General features: G+C 68.1%; 15 protein-coding genes. 6 read left to right on the top strand and 9 right to left on the bottom strand.

Translation table 11 applies throughout. The annotated features are described in order from the left end of the window. Nucleotides 1-118: 118 nt before the first annotated feature. The 3 genes from ABD264_RS01540 to wecB are packed head-to-tail and all read right to left on the bottom strand — an operon-like array spanning nucleotide 119 to nucleotide 3,583. Nucleotides 119-964, bottom strand: coding sequence for a hypothetical protein (locus ABD264_RS01540; RefSeq protein ID WP_303106470.1), 846 nt, complete (start codon nucleotides 962-964; stop codon nucleotides 119-121). Between the two features lie 29 nt (nucleotides 965-993). Next, on the bottom strand, nucleotides 994-2,340 hold the full coding sequence (locus tag ABD264_RS01535; protein WP_303106472.1) for a UDP-glucose dehydrogenase family protein: 1,347 nt from the start codon (nucleotides 2,338-2,340) through the stop codon (nucleotides 994-996). A 49-nt stretch (nucleotides 2,341-2,389) separates the two neighbouring features. Beyond that, nucleotides 2,390-3,583, bottom strand: coding sequence for a non-hydrolyzing UDP-N-acetylglucosamine 2-epimerase (wecB, locus tag ABD264_RS01530; protein ID WP_425554274.1), 1,194 nt, complete (start codon nucleotides 3,581-3,583; stop codon nucleotides 2,390-2,392). A 291-nt stretch (nucleotides 3,584-3,874) separates the two neighbouring features. On the opposite strand from wecB, the gene ABD264_RS01525 reads away from it, so the two are divergent. Next, nucleotides 3,875-4,633 carry a hypothetical protein gene (locus ABD264_RS01525; protein WP_303106475.1) on the top strand — a complete coding sequence of 253 codons (759 nt, stop codon included), beginning with the start codon at nucleotides 3,875-3,877 and terminating at the stop codon, nucleotides 4,631-4,633. A 58-nt stretch (nucleotides 4,634-4,691) separates the two neighbouring features. On the opposite strand, the gene ABD264_RS01520 is transcribed toward ABD264_RS01525, so the two are convergent. The 4 genes from ABD264_RS01520 to glgC form a co-directional block, all read right to left on the bottom strand. Then, nucleotides 4,692-6,389 carry an ABC1 kinase family protein gene (locus tag ABD264_RS01520; protein WP_303106476.1) on the bottom strand — a complete coding sequence of 566 codons (1,698 nt, stop codon included), beginning with the start codon at nucleotides 6,387-6,389 and terminating at the stop codon, nucleotides 4,692-4,694. A gap of 17 nt (nucleotides 6,390-6,406) precedes the next feature. Then, entirely contained in the window at nucleotides 6,407-7,573 is a 1,167-nt protein-coding gene (locus tag ABD264_RS01515; protein ID WP_303106477.1) for a hypothetical protein, read from the bottom strand. 113 nt (nucleotides 7,574-7,686) lie between these two features. Next, nucleotides 7,687-10,326 (bottom strand): aminopeptidase N, encoded by a 2,640-nt coding sequence (pepN, locus tag ABD264_RS01510; protein WP_303106478.1) that lies wholly within the window; start codon nucleotides 10,324-10,326, stop codon nucleotides 7,687-7,689. 241 nt (nucleotides 10,327-10,567) lie between these two features. Further along, nucleotides 10,568-11,812: a glucose-1-phosphate adenylyltransferase gene (gene glgC / locus ABD264_RS01505; protein ID WP_144942927.1), complete on the bottom strand. Its 1,245-nt coding sequence runs from the start codon at nucleotides 11,810-11,812 to the stop codon at nucleotides 10,568-10,570. 197 nt (nucleotides 11,813-12,009) lie between these two features. Here glgC and glgA point away from each other — a divergent pair, with 197 nt between their 5' ends. Further along, nucleotides 12,010-13,203, top strand: coding sequence for a glycogen synthase (gene glgA, locus ABD264_RS01500; protein ID WP_144942926.1), 1,194 nt, complete (start codon nucleotides 12,010-12,012; stop codon nucleotides 13,201-13,203). Here the strand turns inward: glgA and ABD264_RS01495 are convergent. Then, entirely contained in the window at nucleotides 13,185-13,847 is a 663-nt protein-coding gene (locus ABD264_RS01495; RefSeq protein WP_260983383.1) for a TetR/AcrR family transcriptional regulator, read from the bottom strand. The two genes, glgA and ABD264_RS01495, sit on opposite strands and share 19 nt — an antisense overlap. Before the next feature lie 94 nt (nucleotides 13,848-13,941). Between ABD264_RS01495 and ABD264_RS01490 the strand changes: the two genes are divergently transcribed. The 4 genes from ABD264_RS01490 to ABD264_RS01475 all read left to right on the top strand — a co-directional run bounded on the left by ABD264_RS01490 (nucleotide 13,942) and on the right by ABD264_RS01475 (nucleotide 17,194). Then, a complete protein-coding gene (locus ABD264_RS01490) occupies nucleotides 13,942-15,207 on the top strand; it encodes an ABC transporter permease (RefSeq protein ID WP_303106481.1) in 1,266 nt (421 codons plus the stop codon). 661 nt (nucleotides 15,208-15,868) lie between these two features. After that, entirely contained in the window at nucleotides 15,869-16,237 is a 369-nt protein-coding gene (locus ABD264_RS01485) for a YciI family protein (RefSeq protein WP_344203759.1), read from the top strand. Between the two features lie 119 nt (nucleotides 16,238-16,356). Continuing rightward, nucleotides 16,357-16,836: a DUF3054 domain-containing protein gene (locus tag ABD264_RS01480; protein ID WP_344203757.1), complete on the top strand. Its 480-nt coding sequence runs from the start codon at nucleotides 16,357-16,359 to the stop codon at nucleotides 16,834-16,836. Between the two features lie 76 nt (nucleotides 16,837-16,912). After that, nucleotides 16,913-17,194: an Lrp/AsnC family transcriptional regulator gene (locus ABD264_RS01475; protein ID WP_144942922.1), complete on the top strand. Its 282-nt coding sequence runs from the start codon at nucleotides 16,913-16,915 to the stop codon at nucleotides 17,192-17,194. Between the two features lie 143 nt (nucleotides 17,195-17,337). Here the strand turns inward: ABD264_RS01475 and trpD are convergent, their stop codons facing one another. Then, nucleotides 17,338-18,393, bottom strand: a complete 1,056-nt coding sequence (trpD, locus tag ABD264_RS01470; protein WP_260983381.1) for an anthranilate phosphoribosyltransferase — start codon at nucleotides 18,391-18,393, stop codon at nucleotides 17,338-17,340. Nucleotides 18,394-18,545: the final 152 nt, after the last annotated feature.

Raw genomic sequence — 18,545 nt, 5'->3', positions numbered from 1 at the left:
AGTGTGCCCTCGCCTTGGTCGACGGAACGGATCTCGATCATGTCGGTCACGGCCAGCCTTGAGGTGTCTGACGAGGTGGAGTTGCCCCGTCCAGCCGGGTGAGCCGCGTTCATGCGGTTCAGAGGCGCAGGATTCCCGTGTTGATGATGTCTGCGGTCAGCTCCATGGGCAGCGGGTTGTGACCCGCCTGCATGTCGCAGTACTCAATGATCCGGATGCTGGACGCCAGGGCCGCATTGTCCTTGACGTACTTCTGCATCATGGGAAGATCGACCTCGCGGTCGTGCTTGGAGCTGATATTGACGTAGTAGTCGAGGCGCGCTTTCAGCCTGCGCTTCTTGAAGAGGTTGAGGACGTTCGTGCGCAACGGGTTCGTTCGTCGAAGGTCTGCTGGAAGCCGGTTGTTGAAGTGGACTTCTCTCAGCCTGTTGACGTCACCCGGCATCCACCGGGTCCAGTCGAACTGGGCGTTGTTGACGATGGCACGCGCACTGCGGTCACCCGCCAGCAACGCCAGCGAAAGGAATCCACCCGCCGAGGAACCGTAGTAGAGGCGCCGGTCTGCCCCCGGGACTCCCAGAGCTGTACTGAGAACACGTACAGCCCGCCCGATGTCATACACGGCCCAGTACTCGGGGCCCGCATTTCCCCATGCCAGTGACAACCTCAACGTACCCACCGTTCCGGGATCACACGAGAAGATGGCGTGCTGAGCCAGTTTCCCCGTCCACCGAGATCGTTGAAACACCGGCTCCCCATTGGCAATGTCGTGGTTTACCGCCCCGTTGCCGAACACGACGACTCCCTCGGCGGCCTCTTTCCTGTGAACGAGGAAAGGCAACACATGTCCGTTGGCGAGCACATCAATTCGCAACTGCTGGTGCTGGTCGAGGAGGTCCGGTGCCACGACAGGCAGCTCGTCGAGCGTCACGGTGTGAACCGGTCGTGTCGTGAGATCAGGCATGGTGTCGTGAAGTCCTTTCGTGGGGCGCGTCAACCCCGCCGCCCCAACGCCACATACCGCCACCCGGCGTCACGCCACGCATCGGGGTCCAGCACGTTCCGCCCGTCGATCACCTTGGGGGACTCCACGAGCGACTTAACGTACAGGGGGTCCATCTCCCGGAACTCCCGCCACTCGGTGAGCAGCAGGGTGACCTGTGCACCGGTGACGGCGGCGTCGAGGGAGTCCACGTAGTCCAGCCGGGGGTAGCGCTGGGCGGCGTTGGCGTTGGCCTGGGGGTCGTAGAGGCGCACGTCCGCGCCCATGGAGTGCAGGCGGGCGGCGATGTCCAGGGCGGGGGAGTCCCGGACGTCGTCGGAGTCGGGCTTGAACGCCGCACCGAGCACCGCGATCTGCGCCCCGTGCACCGATCCGCCGCACTCGGCCACGGTCAGCTGCACGGTGTGCTCGCGGCGTCGCAGGTTGATGTCGTCCACCTCGGCCAGGAAGCGCAGGGACTGGTCGAGTCCCAGTTCGGAGGCCCTGGCCCGCAGCGCGCGGATGTCCTTGGGAAGGCACCCGCCGCCGAAGCCCACTCCGGCGTTGAGGAACTTCCGTCCGATCCGCTCGTCCAGGCCGATGGCGTCCGCGAGAGTGCGGATGTCCCCGCCCACGGTCTCCGTGATCTCGGACAGCGCGTTGATGAAGCTGATCTTGGTGGCCAGGAAGCTGTTCGCGGCCACCTTCACCAGCTCGGCCGTCCCGTAGTCGGTCACGATGAACGGGGTCTCCGCGGCCAGCTGCTGCGCGTAGACCTCACGCAGTGCAGCTTCGGCGCGCTGCGCGCCGGAGGTGGGCCGGGCGGCGTCGTCCTGCTCCACGCCCAGTACCATGCGGTCCGGACGCAGTGTGTCCTGCACCGCGTGGCCCTCGCGCAGGAACTCGGGGTTCCACGCGAGATCCACGGTGACCCCGGGGCGCGACGCCGCTCGGGCCACCGCCTGCAGACGGGCCGCGGAACCGACCGGCACCGTGGACTTGCCCGCGATCACGCAGTCGTGGTCCGCGGCGCGCGCAATCTGCTCCACGGCGGCATCCACGTAGGTCATGTTTGCCGCGTGGCCCGTGCGCTTCTGCGGCGTGCCCACCCCGATGAAGTGGACGTCCCCGAACGCCCCGGCCTCCTCGTAGGAGGTGGTGAAGCGGACCGCTCCCGACGCCACGTGCGTGCGCAGCAGCTCGGGCAGTCCCGGTTCGTGGAACGGCACCTTGCCGGCGGAGAGCTTCGCGATCTTCCCGGGATCCACGTCCAGCCCGAGGACCTCGTGTCCGAGCTCGGCCATGGCCACGGCATGGGTAGCGCCGAGGTAGCCGGTTCCGATGACGGTCATGCGCATGATGAATTCCCTTCGGGGGGGGGGGGCGGGGAGTGGGGGAGGAGCGGGCTCAGGCCTGGGACTCGAAGTCCGCGATCCGCTGCCCCACACCGAACATCTGCTCGATCGCGGCCAGGGAGCGCTCGGCGGCCTTGCCGTCACCGTAGGGGTTCACGGCGTTGGCCATCTCGTGGTATGCGGCATCGTCGTTGAGCAACCGGTCCACCTCGGTCACGATCCGCTCCTCGTCCGTACCGATGAGCTTCACGGTCCCGGCCGTCACGGCCTCGGGGCGCTCGGTGTTCTCGCGCATCACGAGCACGGGCTTGCCAAGCGACGGCGCTTCCTCCTGCACCCCGCCGGAGTCGGTCAGCACCACGTGCGCCACGGACAGCATGCGGGTGAACTCGCCGTAGGCGAGCGGCTCGGTCACGACCACATTGGACTTGCCCTCGATGGCCGGCAGCACCGCCTCGCGCACCACCGGGTTGCGGTGGGCGGGCAGCACAATGGTCAGCTCGGGTTCCGCGTCCGCGATCCGGGCCAGGGCGCGTCCGACGCCGCGCATCGCCTCGCCCTGGTTCTCACGACGGTGCGTGGTCACCAGCAGCACACGCGTGCCGGAGGACGCGATCTTCTCGAGCTGGGGGTCCGTGAAGGGCAGCTGCTGCTCCACGGTGTGCAGCAGAGCGTCGATCACGGTGTTGCCCGTGACCACGATGTCCTCCTCCGCGATGGCCTCGCGCAGGAGATTCTCCTTGGACGTGGTCGTGGGGGCCAGGTGCAGGGACGTGATCTGCGAGGTGATCTTGCGGTTGGCTTCCTCCGGGAACGGGGAGAACAGGTTGAAGGAACGCAGCCCGGCCTCGGCGTGGATCACGGGGATCCCGCGGTAGAACGCGGCGATCGCCGCAGCGGTGGAGGTGGTGGTGTCACCCTGGACCACCACGGCGTCCGGGGGAGTGTCCTCGAAGATCCTGTCCAGACCCTCGACCGTGCGGGTCAGCACACCGTTGAGGGTCTGGCGCGGCTGGATGATGTTCAGATCGTGGTCCGGGGTGATGTCGAAGATCTCGTTGACCTGGTCCAGCATCTCCCGGTGCTGGCCGGTCACGGTGACCACGCACTCGAAGTCCGGGCTGTCCTGCAGCACCTTGACGATGGGTGCCATCTTGATGGCTTCCGGGCGCGTGCCATAGATCGGCATGATCGTGAACACTGGAGTCCATCCTTGTCTCGGGCCGAATGCGCACCGGCGCCGCATGTGGATCGTCATTTTCGGCGGCCGCTACCGCCCCGCAACAGTCTAGGGGACGCTCCCGCGCCCCAGTGATCTGTGCCGCACCCGATGTCCACCATAGTGGCGACAGCATCGGGGGTGAAAAATGGTGTTTCCCCTAGTCAGCCTCACCTACACTGTGTGCATACGAATGCAGGACCGGACGCGAGCACCCCCCCCGTCGCGCGATCCGAATTCCCTGCAGCTCGGGTCACGCCTCATGTCTCATGGCACGTGACATTCATTGACAGGTTCAGAGATCCGAAGGAAGATACCGTGGCACGCAACCCCCTGGCAGCGCGCTCCCGAACCCCCCACGTGTCGGTCCTGGTGACCTACCGCGACGCCGAGGGGCGGCAGCTTCCACTTCCCCAGGCGCAGACCCGCGAGAGCTTCACCGGACTGCAGCTGCTCACCAAGCGTGTCCTGGGCTTCGCGGAGGACTCCTTGTCCGGGTTCACGCAGGACTTCACCATCAGGCAGATGGGCCCCTCCACGTTCAGCATCGAGGTCCGAGCGGCCGCCACCCACGGCATCCGGCTCCGCGGGCGCCGAGCCGCCCAGGAGTACCTCACAGTCACCGCCATGCTCCACCACCTCACGGACGTCATCATGGGGGTGAGTGTGGCCGGGGTCTACCTCGCCAACCACCCGGACGTCCGCGTCCGCTACGTCGAGGACGACTTCGGCCCCTACTACGAGCTGTTCAACGGGGACCGTGCCGTCATGGCTGTGGAGGCGAATTCCCTGGAGACGCTGCTCACCCCCGAGGGGATGGGTGTGCTGTGCGCCCTGGTGGCCAACCTCAAGCAGCCCGGGCTCGCCTACGCGACCATCACCCAGCACACCCCGGGGCTGAAGTACGTGCGCCGCACCCAGGTGGCCACCACGGACGCACTTCGCGCCTTCGCCGCCGGCCAGCCCCTGCCCGTGACCACCCAGGACCTCGCGGAGGCGCGCGAGCGGGCGCGGGCCGGGGCGGCGTCGTCCTCGGCGCAGGACCAGGTGCCGACGGCCGAGGCCCCCACCGACTGAGTACCCACCCTCCGCGTCCGCCCCGGGGATGACGCCGCCGCGCGGCCGACTCGCCCGCTCAGCGCACCGTCTTCTTCGTCTTGCTGCCCCGCAGCACCCGCGCCAGGTGGCGCACCCGGTCCACGTTGGAGGAGATCGCGAGGTAGCCGCTGAGCACCCCCACGGTGGACATGCCCCCCACGATCAACGGCGTGTGGTACTTCTGCCACCGTTCCGGGTCCGAGGCGATGATGTGCGCTGTGCCGTTGATCGTCGCGGCGATCACGCCGCCGGCCACCACGTGGTGCCCGATCTTGGCACCGCTCTTGACCAGGGGGTTTAGCTCGTCCGTGCGCAGGTGGACGTCGAAGCCACCGCGCTCGAGCACCACGATGAAGCGTCGCACGTACTCGGGGACGTCCACCCCCATCTGCACGGCGTCCTCCACCGAGGACCGCAGCCGGTTGAGCAGCATCTCGGGGGAGAGCCTGTGCATGATGAACCGCTCCGCGTAGGGCTGCACGGAGGAGACCAGGTCAAAGCCGGGATCCAGACCCGTGCCCATGGACTCGGCGGTCACGAGCATGCGCAGCAACAGTGCGGACTGGCGGGGCAGCTGCAGCTTGTGGTGGCGCAGCACGGAGATCAGGTCCGCCATCAGCGCACCCACCCGCACCTCTTCGAGCGGCTTGTTGGCGTAGCGGCGCATCATGACCGCCACGTCCTTCTCAATCTCCCGCTTGGCGATGTCGTGCTCGCCGCTGTCGGTGAGACCCAGCAGGCCGGTGGCCGCCCGGCGCGGATTGTCCTGCACCACGCCCAGCAGCAGGGTGATGAGGTGGTCCCGGAACTCCTCGGTCAGGTTGCCCACCATGCCGAAGTCGATGATTCCGATCCGTCCGTCCGGCTCCACGAAGAGGTTACCGGGATGGGGGTCTGCGTGGAAGAAGCCGTCCTCGAAGACCATCTTGCAGATGGCGTCCGTGGCTTCCTTGGCCAGCAGGTGGCGGTCGATGCCCTCGGCCTCGAGAGCCTCGTAGTTGTTGATCTTGACCCCGAACATCCGCTCCATGGTGAGCACACGGGAGCTCGTGGCCTCCCAGAAGATCTCTGGGATGTGGATCTGGGGGTGGCCCAAGAAGTTCTCGGCCATGCGCTGCGCGTTGCGGGCCTCCTGGATGAAGTCGAGCTCGTCCCGCAGCGAGGAGCTGAACTCCTCCACGATTCCCTGGACGTCGTAGTCCTGCGCGGCCCTCCAGTAGCGTGAGACCCACGAGGCCATGTCCGTGAGGATCTCCAGGTCTCGGTTGACCTCGTCGGTGACACCCGGGCGCTGGACCTTCACGATCACCTGCCGACCCTCGAACGTGGCGGCGTGGGCCTGGCCGATGGAACCGGTGGCCACGGGCGTGGGATCGATGTGGGTGAGGATCTCCTCCGCCGTGGAGTCCGGCTCCGCCTCGATCATCGCGCGGATCTGCTCCACGGGGATGGGCGGGGTGTGGTCCTGCAGCTTCAGCAGCTCCTCCGAGTACCCCGGGGGCATCAGGTCCGGGCGGGTGGAGGCGAGCTGGCCGAGCTTGATGAAGGTGGGGCCCAGCTCCTCCAGCGCCATGCGCAGGTGCTCGGGCTGGGTGTGCAGCGTTCCTGGGTCGATCAGCTTGACCCGGGCCAGGGGGGCGCGCCACTGGGGTTTCAAACCGCCCAGGGTGAAGCCGAAGCCGTGCTTGGTGAGCACTTCGACGATCTGCAGGAACCGTTCTCGGCGGGAAATCATACGGGTGGAAGGACCCTTTACAGCGTCTTGTGGAGGTAGACGGCCATGAACCCGGTGGCTACGGCCACGATCAGCACGAGCGTGGTGGCCAGGGGCTCCACGCCGAGCAGCACCACGCCGAGCACCACCAGGATGACGGTCAGTATCAGCAGCCCCGTGACGAGCGGCTTCAGCCCGCCCGTCACTCCTGCCGCCCTGGTCGGGGAGGATCCTCCCGTGGCGGCCTGCGCCTGGTCGGGCCCGCTCACCGGCTTGTCCTTCGTGAACGCGGGGGCCTCGGCGTGCTCCGCGCGGGAGGCGGCGGTGAAGCCCTTGCGCCACTTCTTCGCGTTGCGTCCGCGGTCCGACTCCACGGCCACGTAGGCCGGGGGGACGTCGAAGTGCTCGGCGTCCGGGAGCAGCTCAGGGACGTCGTTGGGCAGCTCCTCGAACCACTGGGCCGGCACCTCGGAGGCTCGGGCGGCCTGCAGGGTCATGGACACCTCGAACGAAGAGCCACGAATTGTCCCCCACACTGCGGTGAGCAGGTCGTGCTCGAACACGTAGTGGATGATCGGGATGAACTGCTGGGACATCTGCGTGGACAGCCGCCCCACCTGCTTGCGCTCGTAGAGCACGTCCACAGTGTCCACGGTGACGCCGTGGCTGTTGCGGACCTTGTTGACCTCGAGGGTGAGGATCACGCGGCCCTCGCCGGAGGCGGGGACGATCGAGTGCAGGTACTCCGCGAACTCCTGCTCGTCCAGCACCTTGATGGAGGAGCCCTGGGGGAGCACCGCCGCCTGGGCCGGGCCGGTGTTCAGGGGGAAGAGCATGTCCGGGGGAGCGATGTCGATCACCGCGCGGGCGTCCACCTCCGCCACGCCGTCCTCCCGCTGCAGCTCGGCCTCAAGGTGCAGGGGCACCACGGGGGTGTAGCCAGAGGCGATCACGCGCGAGATCGGGTGCCAGTAGCGGTGGGCGTCCGGGGCGCTGAGGTGGGCCACCTTGTTCTCGCCCACGCGCACGGACACGGTGCGGGGGTCGAAGGGGTTGTCAGGCTCCGGGACCAGCGCCGCGAAACCGTTCCACGACTGCGCGCGGCCCACGGAGAGCCCGCCGAACACGCGCATGATCTCCGTGTCGTAGAAGTTCTCGGTGACGACGTCCAAGGACCCCCGGTCGTTGAGCGCGTAATCGGTCATGGTCTCCCTCGCTGTAGCGCCGTCGGGTGTCCACCCGCGGCGTGTCACCACATGCTATCCGTTGATCCCTGCGCATCGAGGTTCATCCACTGTGTGGACGCCCCGACCGCGGTTCACCGGGCCAGGCACCGTGCCTGCAGGTCCACCGAGCGCCGGGCCTCGTCCAGCAGCTCCGTCATGATTCGTCGCAGCGCGGCCGGGGCGTCCCCGTGCGCCTCGAGCCACCGCTGGGTGGCGCGCACCACGCGGTGCCCGTCCACGACGTCCGCACCGGCGGCGCGCACGTCCAGGGCGCGCGGGTAGAGGCCGCGGACCATGCGGGTGGCGATCTCCATGGAGCGCTCGTCCCACCACTGCGCGACACCTGCGAAGTAGGCGTCCTCGTAGCGGCGCAGCACCGTGGGGGAGGCCAGCTGGAAGCCGGCGATCGTGACGCTGAGTTCGTCGTTGGACAGCTCGCCCGAGAGGATCCGCTCCCACGCCTGCTGCTTGGCCCGGTCCGAGCGCATGGCCGCGAGCGCCTGGAGGTGGCCCAGGTGGCCGTCGCGAGTGGGGTCCTGGGCGTGCTCGGTGCGCAGCTCGGACATGGTGCTGTGGCCCGTAGCGGTCACGGCGGTGAGCAGCGACCAGCGCAGCTGGGGGCTCAGGGGCAGTCCCTCGACCACGCGGGTGCCACCGAGCAACTCCTGGATGTGCCGGGCGTAGGTGCCGTCCCGGGCGGCTTCGCGTGCGAAGGCCCGGGCGAGGATCAGCTGCCCGTCCGAGCCGGGGGCCGCCGCGAGCAGCGCGTCCCGCAGGGCGTCGAGGAGCACACGGCGCAGGTTCACACGGTGGGGCGCGGGGACGTACTCGCCCAGTGCCTGGTGCGCGTGGTCCAGCACGGTGGTGAGGATCGCCGCGTGGCTCTCCCCGGTGCACCGCTCGGCCACCATGCGGACGTAGTCCCCGGGGTGGGAACGGCCATCGCGGACCGCGGCCCACAGCTGGGAGTGGGCGACGGCGCGGGCCAGGGGGTCCTCGACCTCCGCCACGGCGTGGCCGAGCCGCTGCAGGGAGCGCGCATCCGGGTGGGCCAGGCAGTAGGTGAGGTCCGTGTCGTTCACGAGCACGAACGGGTCGCGCACGGCCTGTCCACCGGTGAGCGCCGCGGTCACGGCCTCCGGCAGGGGAGTCGGACCGTTCTCGGCGGGCACGCGCACCTCGGCGCGCCCGCTCACCGTGACGGGGCCTCCGTCCGAGGTGCGTCCGTAGACGCCCACGGTCAGGACGTGCGGGCGCAAGGGCGAGGCGGCCTGGGTGAGGCTCGGGCCCGCAGGTGCAGCGGCGTCGTGCCCCGTGGAGTCGGGCGCGTCCAGGGCGAGCACCGGGACACCGGTGGTGTGCAGCCACAGCTGGGCCCAGGCGCGCACGTCGTGGTCGCAGGCCTCGTCGAGCACGTCCAGGAAGTCGGAGAGGTCAGTATTGCGGAATGCGAAGCGGCGGAAGTAGGCGCGGCACGCGTCCATGAAGGACTCTTCCCCCACGAAGGCCACCAGCTGTTTGAGCACCGAGGCGCCCTTGGCGTAGGTGATGCCGTCGAAGTTCTGCCGCGCGGCCTCGAGGTCCACGATGTCCGCGACGATCGGGTGTGTGGTGCGCAGCTGGTCCTGGCGGTACGCCCACTCCTTGCGCGCCAGGGCGAAGGTGACCCACGCGTCCGTGTACTCGGTGGCGTGGACGCACGCGTAGGCGCCCATGAACTCGGCGAAGGACTCCTTCAGCCAGAGGTCGTCCCACCAGCGCATGGTCACCAGGTCACCGAACCACATGTGGGACATCTCGTGCATCAGCGTGTTGGCCCGGCCCGCCCGCTGCGCGCGGGTGGCCCCGGACGGGAAGAGGTAGTCCTCGGTGAACGTCACCATCCCGGGGTTCTCCATGGCACCCAGGTTGTACTCCGGCACGAACGCCTGCTCGTACTTGCCGAACGGGTAGGCGAACGCGAAGAGCTTCGGGAAGAAGTCCAGGCCCTGCTTGGTGAGCGCGAAGATCTCCTCGGCGTCCATGGCCTCGGCGAGCGCCCGGCGGCAGTACAGCGCCAGCGGGATGCTCACGGACTCGCCCTGGGGGTCAGTGCCCGTCCACTCGTCCGTGACGCGGGCGTAGGGCCCGGCGAGGACGGTGGTGATGTAGCTGGAGATCCGCTGGGTGGGCGCGAACTCGTGGCTCAACGCACCGGGGACGTCCCCGTCATCACTCGGCTGGGCCCCCAGGTGCTCGCCGTTGGACGCCGCCAGCCAGCCCTGCGGTGTGAGCACCGTGAAGTGGAACTCGGCCTTGAGGTCCGGCTGCTCGAACACCGCGAAGACCCGGCGGCAGTCTGCCGGCTCGTACTGCGTGTAGATGTAGACACTGCCGTCCTGCGGGTCCACATAGCGGTGCAGGCCCTCGCCGGAGCGGGAATACAGGGCACGCCCCACCACCCGCAACTCGTTCGCCTCACCCAGCTCGGGCAGGCGGATCCGGGAACCCTCCACGACGTCGTCCACGTCCAGCAGCTCGCCGTTGAGCTCCACGCTGCTCACCGACTCGTGCACGAAGTCGATGAAGGACTCCGCACCCTCGTCCGCGGTGAAACGCACCGTGACCTCCGAGCCGAAAGTGGCGCGCTGCGGGTCCTCCGCCCCGGACAGGTCCACCGTGACCCGGTAGTCCACCACCCTGATCTGCTCGGCTCTGGTCGTCGCTTCGTCTCTGGTCAGGCTGGATACCATGGCCCCAGTGTAGGCACCACCACACACGCGTGACCCGCATCCCACGACGCCGCCGCGCGCCCCGCGTCGGCGTCGGCCTCCTCACCGCCCTCGCGGCCGAGTACCGGGCCCGCGGCAGGAGACCGGCTCAGGGCCTGTGACAGGCGGGGCGGGACGGCCACACCAGCACCGACCGGACACGCGAACGCCCCGCCACGGACGCGAATCCGTGACGGGGCGCAGGCGGCTCGGGAGCGGACGCTCAGCTCTCGAAGCGATAGTTCTTCGGAGCGATCGTCAGCCCCGAGTCCGTGACCGTGAGGCCGCGCGCGAGGTCATGCTCGCGGTCCAGGCCCACCGTGGTCCCCGGAGGAACCACCACGTTCTTGTCCAGGATGCAGCGGTGCACCGTGGCGCCGGCACCGATCTGCACGTTCTGCATCAGCACCGACTCCGTGACCCGGGCGTCGTGCCCCACCTTCACCTTGGGGGACAGCACCGAGGAGCCCACGTGGCCGCCAGTGATCAGCACACCGGGGGAGACGATGGAATCGAACGCCACACCCGCCTGGCCATTGGGCCCGCGCACCGTCCTGGCCGGCGGGGCCATGATCTGGTGCGTGTAGATGGGCCAGTCGTAGTTGTACAGGTTGAACACCGGCAGCGGCCGGATCAGGTCCATGTGCGAGTCGTAGTACGAGTCCAATGTGCCCACGTCCCGCCAGTACTGGCGGTCGCGCTCCGTGGAGCCCGGGACGTCGTTGTGCGTGAAGTCGTAGACCCGCGCCTCACCGCGCTCGGAGAAGTACGGCATGATGTCCCCGCCCATGTCGTGGTGGGTGTCCGCCTTGCGGTTGTCGGTGCGCAGCGCCTCCACGAGGGCATCCCGGTCGAAGACGTAGTTGCCCATGGACGCGAGGAACGAGTTCGGATCGTCCGCAAGCGGCGTCGTCGTGTCCGGCTTCTCCACGAACCGCGCGATCCGCGTGGGATCCTGCTCGTCCGTCTCAATCACACCGAAGGACTTCACCATCTCCATGGGCTGACGCACCGCGGCCACCGTGGCCTTCGCCCCGGACTCCACGTGCTTGCGCACCATGTCCGAGAAGTCCATCCGGTACACGTGGTCCGCACCCACCACCACCACGATGTCCGGATCCGCATCGTCGATCAGGTTCATGGACTGGTAGATCGCGTTCGCCGAACCCAGGAACCAATCCTTGCCGCGGCGCTGCTGCGCCGGCACGGACGTCACGTAGTTGCCCAGCTGCGTGGAAAGCCGCCACGTCTCGGACAGGTGACGGTCCAGCGAATGCGACTTGTACTGCGTCAGCACCACGATCTGCAGGTACCCGGAGTTCACCAGGTTGGACAGAGCGAAATCGATCAGACGGTAGCCACCCGCAAACGGCACCGCGGGCTTCGCCCGGTCCTCGGTCAGCGGCATCAGACGCTTGCCCTCACCGCCCGCCAAGACGATGGCAAGGACCTTCTTGTGTCGTGACATTAGTACCTCTCACTTCCCGAGCGGGTCAGGGCCCCAAGGACCACGACGCGGCGTCGACATTGACTGGTCGTTCCCGCCATTGTCTCCCACCCGGAGCACCGCGCCACCACGCCAACCCAAGTGTTGCCGACGTGTTGCGCTCGCCGCGCGGCTCCCGTCGCCCGTGGAGCCCGTGTGATGTGCAGTACGCTCACACTGTGCGAGTAGACATCCTGAGCAAAGAATTCCCGCCGGCCATCTACGGGGGAGCGGGGGTGCACGTGGCCGAGCTCTCCCGCGTGCTCGCACCGCTCGTGGACCTCAACGTCCGCTGCTTCGGCGAGCCCCGCGAACCCGACTTCCACGGCGCCCACGTCACGGCCTACCCCGTTCCCACCGAACTGGTCGCCGCCAACGCCGCCGTCCAGACCCTCGGCGTGGACCTCACCATGATCCAGGACGTCGAGGGCGCGGACCTCGTCCACTCCCACACCTGGTACGCCAACATGGGCGGACACCTCTCCTCCCTCATGTACGACATCCCCCACGTGCTCTCCGCCCACTCCCTGGAGCCCCTTCGCCCCTGGAAGGCCGAGCAGCTCGGCGGCGGGTACCGGATCTCCTCCTTCGCGGAGAAGACCTCCTACGAGGCCGCCGCCGCGATCATCGCCGTGTCCGAGGGAATGCGCCAGGACATCCTGCGCTCCTACCCCAACGTGGACCCCGAGCGCGTGCACACCGTCCACAACGGCATCGACGTCTCCCAGTGGCACCAGGACCAGGACACGGACGTCCTCGCGGAGTACGGGATCGACCCCGCCCGTCCCTCGGTGGTCTTCGTGGGTCGCGTGACCCGCCAGAAGGGTGTGCCCTACCTGCTGCGCGCCGCCCTCCAGCTGCCCCCCGAGGTCCAGCTCGTGCTGTGCGCCGGTGCTGCGGACACCCCCGAGCTCGCCGCCGAGGTCAACGCCCTCATCGACCAGCTCAAGACCGAACGGGACGGCGTGGTCCTCGTTGAGAAGATGCTTCCCCGCCGCGAGGTCATCCAGATCCTCTCCCACGCCACCGCCTTCGCGTGCCCCTCCATCTACGAACCCCTCGGCATCGTCAACCTCGAGGCCATGGCCTGCGGCGCAGCCGTCGTCGCCTCTGCCACCGGCGGCATCCCCGAGGTCGTCGTCGACGGCGAGACAGGACGCCTCGTCCCCATCGACCAGGTCACCGACGGCACCGGCACGCCCCTGGACCCCCAGAAGTTCGTGGACGACTTCGCCGCGGCCCTGACCGAGGTCGTGACCGATCCTGAGCGCGCCCGCCGCATGGGCCAGGCCGGGCGACGCCGCGTGGAGGAGCACTTCGCGTGGGAGTCCATCGCGGAGCAGACCCTGGAGGTCTACCGCTCGGTGCTCTGAGCTGACGGCGCCGGTTCGCCCCGGGGCGACGACGCCGGGGACAGAACACCGCTGAGCAGTGCCTCCACGGCCGCCACGTAGTTCTCGTGGGTCCGGTCGGGATCGGGGGAGAGGCTCACCTGCACCATGTAGCCCTGGACGATGCCGATGAAGGCGGGGGCGAGGCGCTCGGCCAGCAGCGCGGCGTCGTCGTCCCCGAGGCCCCGTTCGGTGACCAGCCAGTCGGTGAGGTAGCTGCTCAGGTGCGAGCGTGCCTCCGCGAGGATCTTCAGTGCCACGCCCTGCATCTCGGGGCGGCGCACCGCCTCGCCCCACACCTGCACGGGAAGTCCCGGGAAGGCGCCTCGCTCCGGGATGTCCTGGACCACGAACGCCAGGGCGCGCGCCGGGTGGAGGAGGGGGCGCTGCTCCCGCAGGCGGCCGAGTAGGCCCAGGCGGTCGCGCATCACGCCGCGGCTGGCATCCAGGAAGAGCTCGTCCTTGCCCCTGTAGTAGACGTACACGGCGCCGGCGGAGAGCCCTGACTCCGCGACGATGTCCGCCATGGACACGGCGGAGAACCCCTTGCGGCCGATGCACGTCAACGCCGCCTCCTGGATCCGCCGACGCATGTGTTCCCGGTGCTCTTCTGTGACCTTGGGCACGTGTTCCTCCAAAAACGAATGATCGTTCTTGATATGCTATCGGAGGAGGCCCACACTCTTCAAGAACAAACATTCCTTGTGGAAGGAGTGCGTCGTGTCGCACGTCAGGACCCCGGAGCCCCGCCAGAGGCCCGCATGGACCGAGAGCGTCCGTGCTGCACTGATCGCCACGGTCGCCGTGTCGATCGTCCTGCTCGCGTTCGCGTGGCCCACCGCCACGTCGAAGACCGAGAACCTGCCGGTCGCGATCATCGGCACGCAGGAGCAGATCGCCACCATTTCCGAGAAGATCCCGGACAACATGCTCGAGCTGCACCCGGTGGCGAACCGCCAGGACATCATCAACGGCATCAAGACCCGTGAGGTCTACGGCGGCATCGTCCTGGGCGGCGAGCCCGAGATCCTGACGGCCAGCGCCGCCAGCCCCGTCGCGTCCCAGATGCTCACGGGCATCGGCACCACCATGCAGCGGGGGATCGACCAGCAGGTCATCGAGAACACGACGCAGGCTCTGCAGAAGATCACCTCCGCCCTGAGCCAGGGCCCGAGCGGGCTCGCCGCCCTGCAGGGCCAGCAGGGCTCCGGGCAGCAGGCGGGCACACCGCCCACGGTCAAGACCACGGACGTGGTACCCCTGTCCGAGGACGATCCGCGGGGGAGCGGTCTCGCCATCGCCGGCCTGCCCCTCACCATCGGCGGCGTGATCGGCGGCGTGCTGATCTCCACGCTGGTCACCGGCGTCCGCAAGCACCTGCTCGCAATCGCGCTCTACGGCGTGCTGGGCGGTCTCATGCTCACCGCCATCCTGCAGGGCCTGTTCGGGTTCCTGATCGCCAATTTCTTCGCCAACTGGGCCGCCGTGGGCCTGGGAATCGCCGCCACGGCATCCGTGATCGTGGGCCTGAGCTCACTGCTCGGCCGTGCGGGCCTTGCCATCGGCGCGGTGCTGACCATGTTCATCGGCAACCCGATCTCTGCCCTGCAGTCACCCAAGGAATTCATCCTGGCGCCGTTCGGTGAGATCGGCCAGTGGCTCGTTCCGGGCCTGTCCGGCACACTGCTGCGCGACCTGTCCTACTTCCCTGAGGCGAACATCGCCGGGCAGATCTGGGCACTCATCGGATGGGTCATCCTGGGGGCCGTCCTCACCATCCTGGGCCACCACAAGAACGAGTCCGCCCTCACGGGCAAGGACGAGACGAAGGAGGAGCCCGTTCACCACCGCGAGCACCGCCCGCAGTGCCAGTCGCAGCACAGTGCCACGGGCCAGCAGCCCGCGGTGTCCCAGCAGGGGGAGCAGGTGCACTACGGCGACGCCGCGCGGCAGGATTCCGCGACGGAGGCCGGAGCTACGGCCTGACAGTCCGGCAACGACGACGCGGCACCCGCCCACCACGGGACGAGAGTTCCGAGGTGGGCGGGTTTTTTCGTGCCGGGCAGGGAGCGACGGGAGCGGGAGAACGATGACCGGGAGGGTGGCGTGCGGGTGCGGCGGTGCGTTGCAAGCAGACGCAACGTGGTGCGGGTGGGGCTGGAAGGCGCCAGGGCGCGAAGTTGAGGGATCGAGGTGAAGGAGGCGGAGGGGAGAGCCCCTCTTGGCCTTCTCTTGGCCTTACTTTACATAATGTACATTATCGGACAGACGTGTCTGCAACGTGATGGTTGTTTTCTCATAGAACAGACAGCGGCTGTTCGGTCCGCAGCACAGGCAGTTCCCGCAGCCGCACGCCATCAGGAGCCTGGAGACGTCGGAGAACTCGCCATTCCTGCGCCGACCGCGGCATCCCGTCCACACGACGTCCGATTCTGTGAGCCGAGCTCATCGGCCTCAACTCCGATGTTCGAATGCGCCGCCACCACGTGCCGGTTTCGAACACGTGACAACCCCTCTCGCTCACAACGCATACGCCGCGGGCTCCGACTGGTACAAAACTCGCTCCCTGGTCGCAGCAACCGAGATCTGGTGAGATGGGGTGGCACACATCTCAGTCGGAACGATCCGCCCTCCGAAAGGATCTATCGTGGCGCAATTCATGATCTCCGTCTTCCACCAGGCGGACGCGCAGAGCTCGGGCGCGGTCTACGCCACGCAGGAGGAGATGAACGAGGCTGTGGCCGCGGTCACTCGCTTCAACGAGGACCTGCAGGCAGCGGGACAGCTCCTGTTCTCAGGATCCCTCACTCCCCCGAGTCTCGCCCACACCGTGGATGCAGTAGGCGCCGCCGCAACCACTCCTCGGGTTTCGCCCGGGCCATTTTCCATCTCGGCCACCGCCCTCGGAGGCTTCTGGATCATCGAGGCACCGAACGACACCGTAGCCCTGGACCGCGCCGCGCAGAGGTCCGCGGCCTGCGGGCAACGGGTCGAGCTGCGAGCACTCGAGGGCTGAAACCGATCACCTCAGCAGAGGGAACTTATCGCACGTTTTAACTTTCAGGTGAGCCTTAAGATACTGTTTTCAACATTCAGGTCTGACTTCAGAAATTTCTGCACGCTAAGATCGAGTGCATGAGTTCCGCAGCTTCAGACACACCTGCCCCGACCACTCCACCGCACCCCGACTCCCCCGGATCGGCGTCGACGTCAGGAGCGGCGAGCAGCAACGGCGAGCCCCACGGCGCCGTCCACCCCCCGGTGCGCTGGCCTCTCTTCCTCGCCGCAGACGTGGTTCTTGTGGTGGTCTTCGCCGGGATCGGCCGGGTCAGCCACGGGGAGGACCTCACGGGGGTCTTCACCACGGCGTGGCCGTTCCTGGTGGGTGCTCTGATCGGCTGGGCCGTGTCCCGGGGCTCCCGCTCCCCCGCCGCCCTTTGGCCCACCGGTGTGCTCGTCTGGCTCTCCGCGGAGATCGTGGGAATGCTGCTGCGCGCAGTCACGGGCCAGGGAACGGCACTGTCCTTCGTGATCGTCAGTCTGGTGGTGCTCGGGATCTTCCTGCTCGGCTACCGGCTCGTGGCGCGTGCCGTCGACCATGCCCGGGAACGCTGAGCCACGCAAGAGCTGGCCGACCGGTCAATTCCATCCCCGCCACCAGGCGGGGACAACACCTCGGAGAGGAACGCCCATGTTCACCGCCATCGTCCTGATCAAGACAAGCTCGGACCGGATTCCGGAGGTCGCCCAGGAGGTCTCCGACATCCGCGGCGTCACCGAGGTCTACTCCGTGACCGGTGAGTGGGACCTGATCGCCATGGTGCGCGTCCAGCAGCACGAACGACTGGCCGACGTGATCGCGGACGAGCTCTCCAAGGTGGCGGGAGTCGTCTCCACGAGCACCAACATCGCATTCCGCACCTACAGCACCCACGACCTCGATGCGGCGTTCTCACTGGGCATCGACGACTGACACCCATTCACGAAACACGCCGCCGGCCCCGGGGACAGGAGCGGGCGGCGGCGTCGTCATAGCAGAACCCGACCCTTTGCAATTAGGGAGCCTCACCAGCAGGGGGTGTGCGAGGACAGGGCGCTGACCGGCGCGCGACAGCGTCACTGCGCCGAGAAAGCCACCCAGCGGGAGAGGACGTCACGGGCAGCGCCGGAGTCGACCGCGTCCGCGGCGCGCGTGAGCGCGGCGGCGAACCGGTCCTCGAACGGACCTTCGGCGCGCTCGTCCACCGCCACGAGACCCGCCGCCGCGTTGAGGAGGACCGCGTTGCGGACGTGCCCCGGGGCGCCGTCGAGCACGTCCCTCACCACCCCCGCGTTGTAAGCCGCGTCATGACCCCGCAGGTCCTCGACGGTCGCACGCGGCATGCCGAGCTCCAGCGGCTCCAGCGTGTGTTCCGTGATCTCGCCGTTCCTGACCTCCCACACGGCCGATGGCGCCGTGACCGTGAGCTCGTCGAGCCCGTCACCGCCACGGAAGACCAGCGCCCGGTCTCCCCTGTTGCGGAAGACCCCGGCCATGAGCGGAGCGAGTGCGCCGTCCGCAACCCCGATCGCGGAGGCCTCCACGCGTGCCGGATTGGTGATGGGGCCCAGGAAGTTGAACGCCGTGGGCACGCCGAGTGCCTTGCGAACCGCCGCCGCGTAGCGCATCGACGGGTGGAACGTCTGCGCGAAGAGAAAGGTGATGCCCACCTCCGACGCCGCGCGCTGCACCCGGTCCACGGGCATGCCCAGCTGGACGCCGAGGGCTTCGAGAACGTCCGCGGAGCCCGATTTCGACGACGAGGCACGGTTGCCGTGCTTGACCACCCGCACCCCCGCGCCCGCGCACACCAGGGCGGACATGGTGGAGATGTTCACGCTAGACAGGCGGTCTCCCCCTGTGCCCACGATGTCCAGGGCTGGCCCGGGCACGGAGATGCGACGCGCGTGGCCGACCATCGCGTCCGCGAGCCCGTTGAGCTCGCCGACACTCTCGCCCTTGCTCCGCAGCGCCATCAGGAACCCTGCGATCACGGCGTCCTGGACCTCACCGGACATGATCTCGTCCATGGCCCAGTACGACTGCTCCCGGGAAAGATCCTCGCCCTGGGTCAGGGAGGCCAGCAGATCTGGCCACTGGTAGGGGGTCCGCGCATCGTTGGAGGTAGTCACGGTGCCGACTCTACCGTCCGTCCTGGACCCCCGCGGATCCCGGGATGCCGTGCTCACGCGGGCACGACGGCGCCGCTGCTGCACCGGTCCGCGGGACACCCTGCCTGTGGTCCAGATCATGAGCCGGAGCCGCGACACGGTGCGAGCCCAAC

Origin of the sequence: Kocuria salsicia (assembly GCF_039532055.1) — a bacterium.
In the GTDB taxonomy this organism is placed as follows: Bacteria; Actinomycetota; Actinomycetes; order Actinomycetales; family Micrococcaceae; genus Kocuria; species Kocuria salsicia.
This window is presented reverse-complemented; position numbering and strand designations above follow the sequence as displayed.

Bases quoted from the DNA above. Each gene is read 5' to 3' on its own strand.
- ABD264_RS01540 (WP_303106470.1), bottom strand. From the start codon at position 964: ATGCCTGATCTCACGACACGACCGGTTCACACCGTGACGCTCGACGAG.
- ABD264_RS01535 (WP_303106472.1), bottom strand. From the start codon at position 2,340: ATGCGCATGACCGTCATCGGAACCGGCTACCTCGGCGCTACCCATGCC.
- wecB (WP_425554274.1), bottom strand. From the start codon at position 3,583: ATGCGGCGCCGGTGCGCATTCGGCCCGAGACAAGGATGGACTCCAGTG.
- ABD264_RS01520 (WP_303106476.1), bottom strand. From the start codon at position 6,389: ATGATTTCCCGCCGAGAACGGTTCCTGCAGATCGTCGAAGTGCTCACC.
- ABD264_RS01515 (WP_303106477.1), bottom strand. From the start codon at position 7,573: ATGACCGATTACGCGCTCAACGACCGGGGGTCCTTGGACGTCGTCACC.
- pepN (WP_303106478.1), bottom strand. From the start codon at position 10,326: ATGGTATCCAGCCTGACCAGAGACGAAGCGACGACCAGAGCCGAGCAG.
- glgC (WP_144942927.1), bottom strand. From the start codon at position 11,812: ATGTCACGACACAAGAAGGTCCTTGCCATCGTCTTGGCGGGCGGTGAG.
- ABD264_RS01480 (WP_344203757.1), top strand. From the start codon at position 16,357: ATGAGTTCCGCAGCTTCAGACACACCTGCCCCGACCACTCCACCGCAC.
- ABD264_RS01475 (WP_144942922.1), top strand. From the start codon at position 16,913: ATGTTCACCGCCATCGTCCTGATCAAGACAAGCTCGGACCGGATTCCG.